This is a genomic window from Streptomyces sp. NPDC058145, assembly GCF_042884245.1.
Taxonomy (GTDB): Bacteria; Actinomycetota; Actinomycetes; order Streptomycetales; family Streptomycetaceae; genus Streptomyces.
Window position 1 is genome coordinate 269,882 of the sequence record NZ_JBHVUH010000010.1, and the last position, 13,378, is coordinate 283,259.

Annotated in this window: 12 protein-coding genes and 1 pseudogene; 8 read left to right on the top strand and 5 right to left on the bottom strand. The window is 69.6% G+C overall.

Annotation, left to right across the window (positions count from 1 at the left end; translation table 11 throughout):
* Nucleotides 1–91: 91 nt before the first annotated feature.
* From ACFVVO_RS24020 to ACFVVO_RS24030, 3 genes are all read left to right on the top strand, one after another.
* The gene (locus tag ACFVVO_RS24020; protein ID WP_390057639.1) at nt 92–790 is read left to right on the top strand and encodes a hypothetical protein; all 699 of its coding nucleotides are present in this window, start codon (nt 92–94) and stop codon (nt 788–790) included.
* 31 nt (nt 791–821) lie between these two features.
* Nucleotides 822–2,495 carry a hypothetical protein gene (locus tag ACFVVO_RS24025; RefSeq protein WP_390057640.1) on the top strand — a complete coding sequence of 558 codons (1,674 nt, stop codon included), beginning with the start codon at nt 822–824 and terminating at the stop codon, nt 2,493–2,495.
* A gap of 187 nt (nt 2,496–2,682) precedes the next feature.
* Nucleotides 2,683–3,654 (top strand): hypothetical protein, encoded by a 972-nt coding sequence (locus ACFVVO_RS24030; RefSeq protein WP_390057641.1) that lies wholly within the window; start codon nt 2,683–2,685, stop codon nt 3,652–3,654.
* Nucleotides 3,655–3,962: 308 nt separating this feature from the next.
* Here the strand turns inward: ACFVVO_RS24030 and ACFVVO_RS24035 are convergent.
* A pseudogene (locus ACFVVO_RS24035) lies at nt 3,963–4,062 on the bottom strand.
* A gap of 359 nt (nt 4,063–4,421) precedes the next feature.
* Between ACFVVO_RS24035 and ACFVVO_RS24040 the strand changes: the two are divergent.
* Complete coding sequence (locus ACFVVO_RS24040) at nt 4,422–5,168, top strand: dienelactone hydrolase family protein (protein ID WP_390057642.1); 747 nt, start codon at nt 4,422–4,424, stop codon at nt 5,166–5,168.
* A 369-nt stretch (nt 5,169–5,537) separates the two neighbouring features.
* On the opposite strand, the gene ACFVVO_RS24045 is transcribed toward ACFVVO_RS24040, so the two are convergent.
* Nucleotides 5,538–6,086, bottom strand: a complete 549-nt coding sequence (locus ACFVVO_RS24045) for an ATP-binding protein (protein ID WP_390057643.1) — start codon at nt 6,084–6,086, stop codon at nt 5,538–5,540.
* A 332-nt stretch (nt 6,087–6,418) separates the two neighbouring features.
* Complete coding sequence (locus tag ACFVVO_RS24050) at nt 6,419–6,850, bottom strand: response regulator (RefSeq protein WP_390057644.1); 432 nt, start codon at nt 6,848–6,850, stop codon at nt 6,419–6,421.
* Nucleotides 6,851–7,322: 472 nt separating this feature from the next.
* Between ACFVVO_RS24050 and ACFVVO_RS24055 the strand changes: the two genes are divergently transcribed.
* From ACFVVO_RS24055 to ACFVVO_RS24065, 3 genes are all read left to right on the top strand, one after another.
* A complete protein-coding gene (locus ACFVVO_RS24055) occupies nt 7,323–8,909 on the top strand; it encodes an ATP-binding protein (RefSeq protein WP_390057645.1) in 1,587 nt (528 codons plus the stop codon).
* Between the two features lie 23 nt (nt 8,910–8,932).
* Complete coding sequence (locus ACFVVO_RS24060; protein WP_390057750.1) at nt 8,933–10,117, top strand: PP2C family protein-serine/threonine phosphatase; 1,185 nt, start codon at nt 8,933–8,935, stop codon at nt 10,115–10,117.
* Nucleotides 10,118–10,478: 361 nt separating this feature from the next.
* The gene (locus ACFVVO_RS24065) at nt 10,479–10,925 is read left to right on the top strand and encodes an ATP-binding protein (RefSeq protein ID WP_390057751.1); all 447 of its coding nucleotides are present in this window, start codon (nt 10,479–10,481) and stop codon (nt 10,923–10,925) included.
* Between the two features lie 251 nt (nt 10,926–11,176).
* Here the strand turns inward: ACFVVO_RS24065 and ACFVVO_RS24070 are convergent, their stop codons facing one another.
* Nucleotides 11,177–11,545 (bottom strand): gas vesicle structural protein GvpA, encoded by a 369-nt coding sequence (locus ACFVVO_RS24070; RefSeq protein WP_390057646.1) that lies wholly within the window; start codon nt 11,543–11,545, stop codon nt 11,177–11,179.
* Nucleotides 11,546–11,653: 108 nt separating this feature from the next.
* Between ACFVVO_RS24070 and ACFVVO_RS24075 the strand changes: the two genes are divergently transcribed.
* The gene (locus ACFVVO_RS24075; protein ID WP_390057647.1) at nt 11,654–11,920 is read left to right on the top strand and encodes a hypothetical protein; all 267 of its coding nucleotides are present in this window, start codon (nt 11,654–11,656) and stop codon (nt 11,918–11,920) included.
* Nucleotides 11,921–12,281: 361 nt separating this feature from the next.
* Here ACFVVO_RS24075 and ACFVVO_RS24080 read toward each other — a convergent pair whose 3' ends face one another.
* Nucleotides 12,282–13,370: an alpha/beta fold hydrolase gene (locus ACFVVO_RS24080; RefSeq protein ID WP_390057648.1), complete on the bottom strand. Its 1,089-nt coding sequence runs from the start codon at nt 13,368–13,370 to the stop codon at nt 12,282–12,284.
* Nucleotides 13,371–13,378: the final 8 nt, after the last annotated feature.

Here is a 13,378-nt window from a genome sequence, read left to right on the forward strand (position 1 = left end):
CCTCGTCCAACTCCTCCGCGCGCGAGCCGAACCGCGCGACGGCGTGGATGCGACTCGCCGGGCTGCCGTAAGCACAGGTAAGGGACGGGCAATGGATCTGGAAAAGCAGGAACGGCACACGAGGCGTCGCTGGGGCATCATCCCGAAGTGGCTGGAGCTCCTCGCGGTGTGCGCCGCCACGATGGCCGCGGGCTTCTTCGGCGGCCGGCAGACGGTGGTCCTGACGGGCGACCCGCGCCCGGAGGTCACCGTGACCGCCACGGCAACGGCCACGGTGACGGCGTCGCCCCGGCCGGCTCCGAGCACCGGGGACGACAGCCCCGGTGACCCGTCCGGCAGTGACTCGCCGCCCTCGGGCGACCCGACCACGGTCAACGCGGCCTCGCGGGTCTACCTGGCCGACCTCGATTTCGTGGACCACTCCGGAGACGTGAGCCCGATGCCCATCACCATCCGCGGCCGGCACTACGCCAAGAGCATCCGGCTCGCCTGCGACAGCGCCGGCAACAGCGTCGTGTACAGCACCAGCGGATACCGGAAGCTGCAGGCCAAGGTCGGGATCCTGGCCGACTCGCACAACGCGATCGGCTCCGTCGGCACGATCAAGGTGGCCGACGCGGCCGGCAACCCCGTCGGCGGCGAGGTGACCGTGAAGTCCAGCGAGATCGATGAGCTGTCGCTGGACATCTCCGGCCAGGACCAGATCCGGATCACGTGTGTCATGACGAAGTCGGGCGACGAGGCCAGCACGTACTTCTACGGCGGCCTGGGCGACGCCACCCTCTCCTGACACCTGCCGCACACCCCTGGAAGGACGGTTCATGCCTCAGGCGGACGTCGTGGTCCTGACCGCGCTCGGCGTGGAGTTCCAGGCGGTACGGGAACACCTGGTGGGCCCCTTCGAGGAACACGACGCCGGTGGCGCCCTGTTCGAGGTGGGGACCTTCACCGGTCCGCACGCGCGGTGGCGGGTGGCCTGCCTGGAGACGGGCGAGGGCAACGCCGCGGCCGCGGCGCTGTGCCAGCGCGCGGTCACGGAGTTCCGGCCGCACTACGTGTTCTTCGTCGGCATCGCGGGCGGCCTGAAGGATGTGGAACTCGGCGATGTCGTCGCCGCACGCCACATCTACGACTACGAGCGCGGCAAGGACACGGAGAACGGGTTCCGTGCCCGGACGACATCCCATCTGTCGGCGTTCGCCCTGGTGCAGCGGGCCCAGGCCGTGGCTCGTGGGCAGGACTGGCGCAAGCGGATCACGGCCGCACCGCCCGGAGGCGAGCCGAGTGCACTGGTCAAGCCCCTCGCGGCCGGCTCCAAGGTCGTCGCACACGAGCGATCCGCCACCGCTCGCCTGCTCGCCGAGCACTGCGGCGACGCGGTGGCGGTGGAGATGGAGGGGCACGGCTTCCTCCAGGCCGCCTACGTCAACGCCGGTCTGCAGGCCCTGGTGGTGCGCGGCATCTCGGACCGGTTGTCGGACAAGGGCGACCACAACGACCGCGTCTGGCAGCCGGCCGCGTCCCGGCACGCCGCCGCGTTCACCTTCGAACTGCTCAGCCGGCTGGACCGGCCGCGGCCCCGGGACGACGGCCTCGGCAGACGGGTGACGGACCTGCGGATTGGCCACCGCACGTCGACGGGCCAGTCGACGATCGGCTTCGGACCCGGCCACACGGTCGTCGCGGTGACCGGCGACGGGGCCGTGCACCGCTGGGACCTGGACTCGGGTGATCAGTTGCCCGGAGCACCCGGCGGACCGGATCTGCGGCTCGGTCACCAGGCCGTCGTCTCCCCGTTCCGGCACAGCGTCGCCCTGGCCCGTCCGGGCACTCTCGACCTGCTGCACTTCGCCGGCGCGTCGGGCGAGTATCGCCAGTGTTCGGTGCCGCTCGGCACGGAGGAGTTCCTGGTGTCGGGCGGCGGCGAGGTGGTCGCCACGCATGACCGGCGGCGCGTGGCCCTGCGCGGCTTCGACGACGGCGAGGTGCTCCGGGAGATTCCGTGCCCCTCCGGTCTGGCCGCCTCCTGTGTGAGCGCGGACGGCTCGGTGGTCGCCCTCGCCACGACGAACCGGGTCATCGTCCACCGGCACGGGCAGCCCCTGGCCGAATGGTCCGTGCGCAACCGGCTGGAGTTCCTGCGCCCGGGCTGCTGGCTGGCCGTCTCCCCGCTCGGCACGCACGTGGCGTGCGCCAGTTTCCGTGAACTGCTCGTCCGGCGGGTCGCGGACGGCTCGATCGTGCTGCGCCGCCCGTTCACCGGGCAGGAGAGCCGGGACGGACTGGGCGCCAGGGGCATGCGTCTGCTCTGCACGGACAGCGGCGGCGTGCTGTGGCTACGGCGCGGGCGCCTCTGCCAGGTCACCGACCGCCCCGAGATCCGCCACCTCGAACAGGCGGGCCGCTACGACGACTTCGCCGCCCACCCCGGCGGCGACCTGCTGGCCGCCGCCGGCGACGAGGGTCTCGTGCGGGTCTGGCAGTGGAGCGACTGACCGGGTGGAACCGTGCTCCGCTCGGTGAGGTCACCAAGGCTCGGGTCGCAATTCCGTGGTGTGGATGCGGGATGGTCCGCAGGGTGGAGGGGCGAGTTGGACCAGCGGGGGAGCGGGGTGCGCCTGGGGGCTGATGCGGAGGGGCGTCCGGGCGCCGGACGATGGGGGCCCAGCGGAGGGAGACGTCGTGGAGCGTTGGGACCGGATCGGACGCGCGGCGGCGTACGGGGCGGCAGCGGCCCTCGTGCCGTACCTGGTGATCAAGGTGTCGTGGGTGGTCGGTTCGTTACTGGGACTGCTGCCGGTCGGTCGGGGGTTCAGCCTGGGCGGATGGCTGGTGCTCAACACCGTCACGATCGGTATGGCCGCGGCCGGGATCACGCTGGGGCTGGCTCTGGTGCGGCCGTGGGGGATGCGGATTCCCGGTCGGCTGGTGGCCTTCATCGCCTGGGTGGGCTCTGGGTTCTTGGTGTCGATCCTGCCGTTCGTGGTCATCAGCGCGCTCGTGAACTCCGGTTCGCGGACTGGTGGTTCGGGCGGCTCAGGGAGCTCCGGGGGTGACGCGGCGATGCCGGGCTGGGAGGCGGTGCTGCTGCAGTGCAGCTTCGTGGGCACCGGGATCGCGCTGGCCGTCGCGCTTCCCGCCTATCTGCGGCGGCGCTGGCCCCACGTACTGCGCAGGCCCGAGCGAACCCCCACTTCCACGGGACCGCTGTGGCCCGCCGTGACCGGTGCCGTGACCGGCCTGGCCTGGCTCTACTGGGCGGCCGGTGGCCCCCTGGGGATCGCGCACCGCGATGAGCGGCCGGCCAACTGGCATGTGCTGGTGGGGGTCAGCGCGTGCTGGGCTCTCGCCGCGTCCGCCGCCGTACTGGCTCTCGTCCGGGGCCGGTCGACCCGGTTGCCGTATCCGCTCCTGCTCGCGCCGGCGTGGCTCGGCTCGGGGTCGATGTTCGCGTGGAGCGGCTGGCGGCTGCCGGCCACGCTGTACGTGGCGCTGGCGCACCCGAGCGACGTCAGCTACCCGGAGAACGTCGCGGTCGCCGTGACGCTGCACCTCACGGCCGTGCTGACGGGGGCGGGGATCATGCGGACCCTGGTACGCGGCCACCGCGGGCGGCTGAGCGTGCCCGCCGAGCGAGTGGGCGGTCGCCTGTGAACCCGGCAGCTCAGGAAGCCGGGTGCCCCCCCCACGCTCATCTACAGTTGCCGTCGCGACTCGGGTTCTTGGGCCAGGCGGAATCCAGTGGTCGTTGTGCGGGCCCCAGGCCATCGAGTACGTGACCGCCCTGGAAGAAGGCGACGTCGTTCCCGCACACCCCGTCGAAGTCGCCACGCGAGAACTGGTGCCGCCAGGCAATCCGGTGCTGTCGGTGACAACCATCAGCAGAGCTCGGCACCGCCGGACACCCTGACCCGGGTGGCGGTCCAGGGGTGCACCCGGCTCCGAAGCAGGGGCGTGCCATGTGGCGGAGAGGGCAGGATTCGAACCTGCGTGGGCCCTCGAAGGGGCCCGACCGTGAGGCGAGCTCGCTGGTCCCCGATCAACCACTCCGGGCACCTCTCCCTGTTCCCGGCCCCGGTCTGTCCCGCTGCCGTTCACATGAACAAGAGTGACAGCAGCCCCTGACACGGACCTGACGTACCCCTGACGGCGGCCTCCGGTGAGCCGGACCGTCCACCGGCGGTACACGGACATCTGCGACTGGAAGACTGGCATCGCCCCTGTCCGCTGGGCTAGGTTGTGCGCCGATGACTACCGGGACGGCCTCGCGCCATACACAGTTTGGTGACCCGGTGCTCCGCTGAGCGCCGTAGGGGCCGGTACCGGCCCGCTGTTGGATCAAGGATCCGGCGCTGCTGCGCGGGACCCGCCTCCTGTCGTGTTGATCACCGCTCGACGTGTCAACCACGACAGGAGAACTCATGTCCACCAAGATGCTGCACATCCCCACCGCTGACGGCCGGGCCGACGCCTTCGCCGCCTTCCCCGACGACGGCGAACGGCACCCAGGGGTGCTGATGTACGCGGACGGCTTCGGTATCCGGCCCGTGCTGCGGGAGATGGCCTGCGAACTGGCCGGGCACGGGTACTACGTGCTCGTCCCCAACCTCTTCTACCGGCACGGCCCGGCACCGGTGATCGAATTGCCCGAGCACATCGGGGATGAGGTCCGGCCCGCGGTCTTCGCCCAGCTGATGCCCTTGATCGAGGCGCACACCGCCGAACGCGTCCTCAGCGACGCCACCGCCTACCTGAAGTTCCTCACCACCCGGCCCGAGGTCAGCGCCGGCCCGGTCGCGGTGACCGGCTACTGCATCGGCGGCCTCCTGGCGATGCGCACCGCCACGGCTCATCCCGGCCAGGTCGCGGCCGTCGCCGGCTTCCACGGCCCCGTGGGCGCCGACGGACCGGACGCCCTGCACCGCCTTCTGTCGACGCTCACCGCTCAGGTCCACCTCGGGCACGCAGAAACCGACCTGACGCCCGAGGCCCTCGGCGAGCTCAACCAGGCCCTGGACGCCGCGGGCGTCGACTACACCTCAGAGATCTATCCCGGCACCGTCCACGGCTTCACGATGTCCGACACCGACGCCTTCGACCCCGCCGGGCTGCAGCGCCATTGGGACCGTCTGCTGCCCCTCCTCGACCGCACCCTGGCCGGCAGCTGAGGCTCCGGTTCGGAAACCGAACCCGAAGTCATGGCTCCGAGTCCCAGCGAGCGGTTGGGCCGTCATCGCTGGGTGGGGCGACCTCGAAGTGTTCCGCGGGCGGGTGATCAGTGGTGCCGACTCGGCAGACTGTCAACCGAGTTGAGTCACATTCCCGACGCCGACCGGCGGGTGCGCAGCTTGTCGAAGAGACGCTGGGCCTGGGCTCGGCGGCGGGGATCGGCCGCGGTGCGGCGTGCTTGTTCGATCGTGCGCCGACCCTGCGGACTTTGTGCGAACTGCTTGAGTCGCTGGAGAACGCCTGGCATGTCACTCCTTTCGCCATGGGTGCCCGGCTTCGGCCGGGCCCCGTGGAGTTCGGCTACCCGGTCACCGGCCATCCAGCCTCGGTGAGTCGAGAGAGGCGGCCGCAGTCTGTTCGGTGACGACCGCCGCGCGTACTGGCCGGCCGGGATTCCGCTGTGTCTGATCGGACGGGGACCCGTGCAGGTGGAGGTGGGCCACCACCTGCTTGCCGGTTTCCGATGCAGCGGTGTGCAGCTGCGCACACAGCCGGGTCACCAGGCGGAGGCCATGGCCGCCGACGCGGCGTGCGTCATGCTCTCGCACCTCGGGCCGGAGGGGAGAGCTGTCGCGGACGGTGATCCGTAGCAGGGCGGCGTCGCGTATCAGCTCCAGCTCCAGCCCGCCGGGGCCGGGCGCGTGGCGGTGCGCGTTGGTGACGAGCTCGCTGACCACGAGCTGGGCGTCCTGGCACGCCCGATGTCCTGGAGAATGTCCTGCCTGCGCCAGCAGTGTGCGCACAGCTTGACGAGCGCCGGCTATCGGCGGTTGCTCCTTGTCCCAGGCGGTGCTGTACCGCAGGGGCGCTGCCGGTTCTCGTCCATCCGGCGCCTGATTCCTAAGCGGGATGACCATGAGTATTCCTGTGGGGTTGTCCTTGCCTTCTGGCCACGTGATCTCTTTGTCGTGCGGTTTCGCTTACCCGCTGCCGTCATTCCCATGGGAGGTCCGCTGTCCGCTGGTGGCCGTCGCCTTGCTTCCTCGGCGCCTCGCACCAGGCACCGGCTGCCGACGCAGCCGTTTCCCGCGTTTCGGCAAACGGCTGTTCTCGGGCATGAGGATGGCCATGCGCATGGGTGAGCACACGACGGCGGGGCGGCGCGGCCGCTCGGAGTGGGCGGATGCGCGGCTGGGCAGGGGGGCCGTCCAGGCGTCCTCATACGGCGGACAGGACGGCTGCTCGGGTTCTAGTCCTTGGGCGGCTTGACGGTGATGTCGAGGTAGAAGGTGTCGATGCTGCGGACCGCCGCTTCGAACTCCTCGAGGTTGACCGGCTTGGTCACGTAGGCGTTGGCGTGGTGGTGGTAAGCACCGGTGACGTCGTCGGGAGCGGCGGACGTGGTCAGCACGACGACCGGAATGGTCCGCAGGTCGGCGTCCTCCTTCACCACGGCGAGGAACTCGCGGCCGTTCATCCGCGGCATGTTGAGGTCCAGGACGATGAGGTCCGGGCGCTCGTTGTCCGGGTCGCGCAGGTATTCCAGGGCTGCCATACCGTCGGAGACCTGGGTGAGGTTGCGGGTACCGCGCTCGGCGAGGGCGTCCTGGATGAGCATGGCATCGGCGACGTCGTCCTCGACCAGCAGGACGTCGTAGGGGCGGGTAGCGGCGGCGGCCATGTGTCACAAGCTCCGGGGTTCGGGAGAGGGCGGGGTGGGTGTGCTGTTGGTGATGAGACCGGGCCAGCGGCGTCGGGCCCCTTGCCGGCTCATGCTCATGGCCTGGCCGATCTCGGGGTAGCCCGCCCCGCTCGCTGCCGCCGCATGCGCCGCCTGGTCCTCCAGACGTCTGACGGCCTGCTTGACATCGCGCAGCACACGCAAGCGCGCAAGGGCATGCCGACGGGCGTCACCGGCCGTGTCCACGAGGTCCGCGGGTGGGTGGGGGACATCCTGCGCAAGTCGCCGGGTGAGCTCGTCCACCACCTGGATCACCAGTGCGGCCGTCTCCCCGGACAAAGGCGGAGTGGATGCGGGACCAGGCATGACGCCACTCTACGGTGATGTTCCCGACAGGGACAACATGCGTTGTCGAGCCCTGGGTACAGTGTGGTTGCCACATGGCAACAGCGGCCCACTCGTCGAGGACAAGATGCAGACCGCCATAGAAACCGAGTCGTCCGACAAAGGCGTTCTCTCCAGCTGGACGACGCGGCGCTGGCTGCGTACCGGAGTCGCCACCACCCTGGCGGTCCTGGCGGTCCTGGGCTCACTGGGTGGCTGGGCGATGTGGCGTACATCGCAGATCACCTCCGAACTGGTCGACCGGCGCTCGCCCGCTCTGATCGAAGCCATGCGGGTGGAGCAGGCCTTGGTCAACCAGGAGACCGGGATCCGCGGATACGGCCTCTCCGGCCGCGCCGATTTCCTCCAGCCCTACGCCCAGGGCGTGACCGACGAGAAGGCCGCCCTGAGCCTGCTGCGACCGCTGGTCAAGGACGACCGGGCCGCCGCCTCCGACCTGGCTGAGGTCGAGAGGCTGGCCGGCACCTGGCAACGGCGCGTCGCCGGTCCCGTCTCGGGAGCCTCAGCCGGTGAGGCTGTGAAACTCGCCACGGAGCGTGCGGCGGAGGGCAAGTCCGACTTCGACGCGCTGCGGCGTGCCATGGCGCGTCAGCAGGACCACCTGCAGAGCGAGCGGGGGGCGGCCACGAGGACGCTGAGGCGAGCGGAGACGCTGCGGAACTGGATGTTCGCCGTCATCGCCGTCGTCATCATCCTGGTGGCGGTCCTCATTTCCGAGGGGCTGCGTCGTGGCGTGACCCGTCCGCTCACCCGGCTCGGCTCGGCGGCCCGTGTAGTGGCGCAGGGCCGATTCGACAGCTCCCTCGCCGGCACCGGACCCGCCGACCTGCGGCAACTGGCCTTCGATGTGGAGGCGATGCGACAACGGCTGGTCGAGGAACTGAAGTTCAGTGAGCAGGCGCGCACGCTTCTGGACGAGCAGGCCGAGGACCTGAAGCGCTCCAACACGGAATTGGAGCAGTTCGCCTACGTGGCCTCGCACGACCTGCAGGAGCCGCTGCGCAAGGTGTCCAGTTTCACCCAGCTCCTGCAGCGTCGTTACGGCGGCCAACTGGACGCGAAGGCCGACCAGTACATCGCCTTCGCCGTCGACGGCGCCAACCGTATGCAGACGCTCATCAACGACCTCTTGGCCTTCTCCCGGGTCGGCCGGGTTCACAACGATCAACAGACCGTCGATCTTGAATCAGTGATGGGCAAGGTCCTGGACGACCTGAGCGTGACCATGGAGGAGACGGGCGCCGAGATCACCCACGACCCGCTTCCCACCGTCGTCGGGGACACCACCCAACTGGGCATGCTCTGGCAGAACCTGCTCTCGAACGCCATCAAGTTCCGCAGTCCCGACCGGCCGCCTCGCGTCCAGGTCGGTGCGGCGTGCCACGCGGGCGTGTGGACGTTCTCGGTGACCGACAACGGGATCGGCATCGCGCCCGAGTTCCATGAGAAGGTCTTCGTCCTCTTCCAGCGCCTGCACACCAAGGACGCCTATCCGGGCACCGGCATCGGCCTGGCGATGTGCAAGAAGGTCGTGGAGTTCCACGGCGGCACGATCAGCATCGACGCCGACCACACGCAGGGTACCCGCGTCGTCTTCACCCTGCCCGCCACCGAAACCTCGTCCGCGGCCCCGGAGAGAGGGGCCCAGCCGTGACCGATCCAGCCGCGGCCCGCGACATGCGGTACGCCGTTCTGCTCGTGGAGGACGACGACGGAGACGCCCTTCTCGTCGAGGAACTCCTCCACGACACCGACCTGCCGCACACCCTCACGCGCTGCCGTACGGCAGCCGAGGCCCGCGCGGCACTGGTCTCGGATGCCGTGGACTGCGTTCTCCTGGATCTGCACCTGCCCGACGCGTCCGGACTGGAGTCGGTCCAGGCGATTCAGTCGAACACCCACGCCGCGATCATCGTTCTGACGGGACTGGACGAACCCCGCGCGGGCGTCGACGCCCTTGCGGCCGGCGCCCAGGACTACCTGATCAAGGGCAAGATCGAACCCGACCTGATGCAGCGGGCCCTGCGCTACGCCGTCCAGCGAAAACAGGCCGAACGCGCCAACGCCGCACTGCAGATCGGCCGCCTGCGCGCCGAGGAGAACGCACGCCTCGAACGCGGCCTGCTTCCCGAACCTCTCCTGTCGTCCTCCAGCGTCACCGTTTCCAGCCGCTACTACCCCGGACGGGCCCAGGCCCTGCTGGGAGGAGACTTCCTCGACGTCGTCCAGACCGACGACGGACACATCCACGCCGTCATCGGAGACGTCAGCGGCCACGGTCCCGACGCGGCGGCACTGGGTGTCTGCCTGCGTATCGCTTGGCGGGCCCTCATCCTCGGCGGACACCGCGACCAGCATCTGCTCCATCTGCTGGAGCAGATCCACATCGCCGAACGTGCCGGCAACGACCTCTTCGCAACCTGCACCCTCATCACCCTGAACCCGGAGGCGGCCACCGTCACCCTTCATCTGGCCGGCCACCATGAACCCCTCCTCGTCACCGCCGATGGCGCCCGGGTCGTGACCGCGGCCCACGGGGTCGCTCTGGGGATCATTCCCGGGCTGGGCAAGTGGCCCTCCACCACCATCGCCCTGCCCGCCCGCGGCGCGCTCGTCGCCTACACGGACGGCCTCATCGAAGGCTTCGCGGACGACAACTCCGCCCGGCTCGGCGTCGAGGGCCTCCTGGACATCATCGACACCATCGACACGCCGGATCCCGGCTCCCACCTGGATCAACTCATCGCCCGCAGCCGCACGCTCAACGCCGACCGGCACACCGATGACCTCGCCGTGCTGCGCCTGGACTGGAACAACGCCCACACCGGCCGCACCCCGAGCGCGTGGCGCACAGTGCCGTAGTTCCCGGAACCGGGCAGAGCCGGGTGAGGCTCGCCGCGCGTGCGGCGGCACGGGCAGCGGCACAGGTGGTGCCAGGGCCTCGCCCTCCGCAGGAGGTGTCGGTCTCCACCACTGTGTTCCTCAGCATCCTCGAGATCGATACGACCAGGCATACCCCTTCGGAATACCGCCCGGCAGTGGTCCTGGCATATCCCCCTGGTCAGTGCCCGGCAGCGTACGAGGCGACGCCCGCGGGTGCCCATCCCGACATATGCCCGCGTAGCGCACAGGTGTGATGTCCTGGCGTCTCCGGGTACCTGTACCTGAAGTATGAGGTAGTAGCTGCAAGCGGATGGAACGGACCTTGTCTGGTGAGGACAGCATGATGCTCCACGACGACGGCCGTCCCCGTGCCGCGGCAGCCCTGGACGGGCGGAGCCCCTGCATCGCCGAGGCCCGCCGCCTGGCCGCCGGCTTCCTGTCCCGGATGCGCACCGAATACAGGACCCCTGTCTCCCAGCGGGCCGTCGAGCTGACGCAGCTGGTGGTGAGCGAGCTGGTCACCAATGCCCGCAAGTACGCATCCGGGCCGATCCTGCTGGATCTGCGGATCGCCGACGATGTGGTGGAGGTCCAGGTATGGGACTCCGATCCCGTGCTGCCGGTGGTACGGGCCACCGACGCGAGCCGGGTGGGGCAGCACGGCCTGGAAATCGTGAGGGCCGTCTGTCAGAGCGTCGAAGCCGTGCGGGAGTCGGTGGGAAAACGCATGACCGCTCGCCTGGCTCTCACGGACCCCAGCGGCGACCACGCCGCGTGCCTTTCATAGGCCGGCGATCACCCCAGGCCCGCCCTTGACCCCCGCCTGACCATGGACGTGATCGCCGGCCGCGCCGAGGTGGGCCGCTGTATTGATCACGCCTTCGCGGCGAGTGGTCGCCGGGCGGCCCTGACCACCTTCAGCGGCCGCCGCTGTGCGTTTGAGGGCGCCGGACACGCTCCGACAGGTGCCGGTGACATCTGTCAGGCATCGGCGCAGGTCGGCGGGTGCCCCCGAAAGGGCGGGCGGGCCTCGCCGTCCTATCGTTCCCGGTGCTCGGCGCGTGCCTGCTTGAAGGCGTCGGAGATGGTCTCCGCGGCGCCGGAGAGGGCTCCCTTGGCCGCCCCGTGGGCGCCGGACTCCGTGAGCTTTCCTTTCAGCTCGGTGAGGCCGGCCGGCTTGCGCGGCCCCGATTCCAGGTCGAGGCGGTTGCACGCTTCTGCGAAGCGCAGGTAGGTGTCGACGCTCGCGACCACGATCCGTATGTCGATCTTGAGTATCTCGATACCGACAAGGGAGACCCGCACGAACGCGTCGATCACCAGTCCGCGGTCGAGAATGAGTTCCAGAACGTCATACAGGCCACTGGAACCGCCCCCGCCGCCGCCCTGCTGTGTCGCCACGGTCATCGCGACCAACCCCTCGTCGTCTGGTTTCGGCATGGTCTCGTCCGCGGAGCCCGTAAGCAGCGCGATGGCCGCACCGGCCCACGCCGCGCCCCGAGCTTCAAGGTGCGGATGCCCCCATCACCTGCGAGAAAACACCAGTACGAGGCGGCGAAGCGGACCATCCCGCCGGCCCGCCTGGCGGTGGCGAGTACGTCGGTCGCCGGATTCTGGCTCACTCCGCTCACCACCAGCGACGGGGCGGGCGGCAAGGTGCTGGAGGAACTGCTGGACCTCACGGCACGCGGCCGCCTGCGGCTGCTGGTCGGCTCCGAGTACGACCTCGGGCGCGCTCCCGATGCACTTGCGGAGGATGCCGCCGGGCTCACCATCTGGTAGCAGTGACCCCAGTCAGCTCCCGTGCCCTTCACGGAACGACCTGTCGAGACGTCCGGTTGCCGTCCGGACCCTTTGCCCGGGGCCCGGTCAGGCGCGCCGGAGTGGCGAGCGAAGGTGAGCAGGACTGGGGGAGCGGCTGAACAGAGGCTGCGCAAACCCCCGAGTTCGGCTGCGCCACCCCACTCGAAACCAGAGCCCTGACGGCCAGAGACCTCGCCCCCGCAGCGTAACCACCCGCTGTCCGTGATCGTGGGGGAACTTGAGGGCGACGCACTTCCTCTCGGGGCACAAAGCCCACACCAGAGATGCGGGCACTCACGCCACAGAGCCCCGAGAGGTGCACGTCACCGCCCGCCGCGAATCACTCTTGGAACGATGCGGCGGCTCTTTCGTCGAGGAAATCGACGATGTGGCCGAACACGTCAAGGGCGGCACCGCGGCCGATGAAAGGGTCGACGTGGCCGTAGCCCGGAATCTCGACGTAACGAAGGTCGAGGTCCGGGTAGCGGCTGGACAGGATGTCGTAGCAAAGCTCGTTCGAATCGTGAAAGGTTTTGTTGTCACTGCCGGCGAGCAGCAGGACGGGGCAGTCGATGCGGTCGGCGTTGTCCAGGGCGTTCTCCGGCAGTTGGCCATGGCCCTGGCTGCCCGTGTTCCAGGGCATCGCCGTGTGTGCCAATTCCATGCGCCGCAGGTGCGGACCTATCCAGGTGGGCGCGGAACCGAACAGTTCGGCAAGCCGATTGTGCGTTGTCTCGTGCAGGTTCTCGTGGACGTAGAGTGACGCGCCGGTACCCCAGGCGGAGTTGTGCAGGATATGGCAGGTGGGGTCGTCGCAGTCGCCGGCCGAGAGCGAAGCCAGCGCGAACATCGGCGTGTAGCGCGAGCGGAAGCCCACCTTCGTGAAGTCGACCGGAAGGTGAGTCCAGCGGGAGCGGCCCCACTCGCCGCCGAGGTGGCCGAGCAGCCGGGACTTCCCGGAATACTTCGGCGTCATGAACACCCCTTGTGCCACCACTCCGGCGAGGCCGGGCACCAGGCCGGCCGTCATGCTCAAGGACAGCGACAGTGCTCCGAGACAGTGGGCGACCACGAACAGTTGGCGTCGGCCGATCCGGTCGCGGATGTACGACACCGCGTCCGGGATGTCATGGAGCGCCACGTCATCGAAGGTGTAGCGGACGCGGCCCTCGTTGTACGGCAAGCGGCAACTGCCCCGCCAGTCCAGCAGCCACGGTTCGTAGCCCGCGCTGAGCAGGACGTCCACGAGGTTGCGGGTCTCGGGGAGTACGAACATGTCGGCCGAAGCCGTGAGACCGTGCAGGAGCAGGACCGCGGGACGGTCGGTGCCGTTCTGATCGGTGGGGGAGTTGGCGATCAGTCGGCACAGGCCGAGTTCCGTGCCGTCGGACGCATGGAACGGGATCTGCTCGACGGTGACGCGGTCCATCGGGGCGA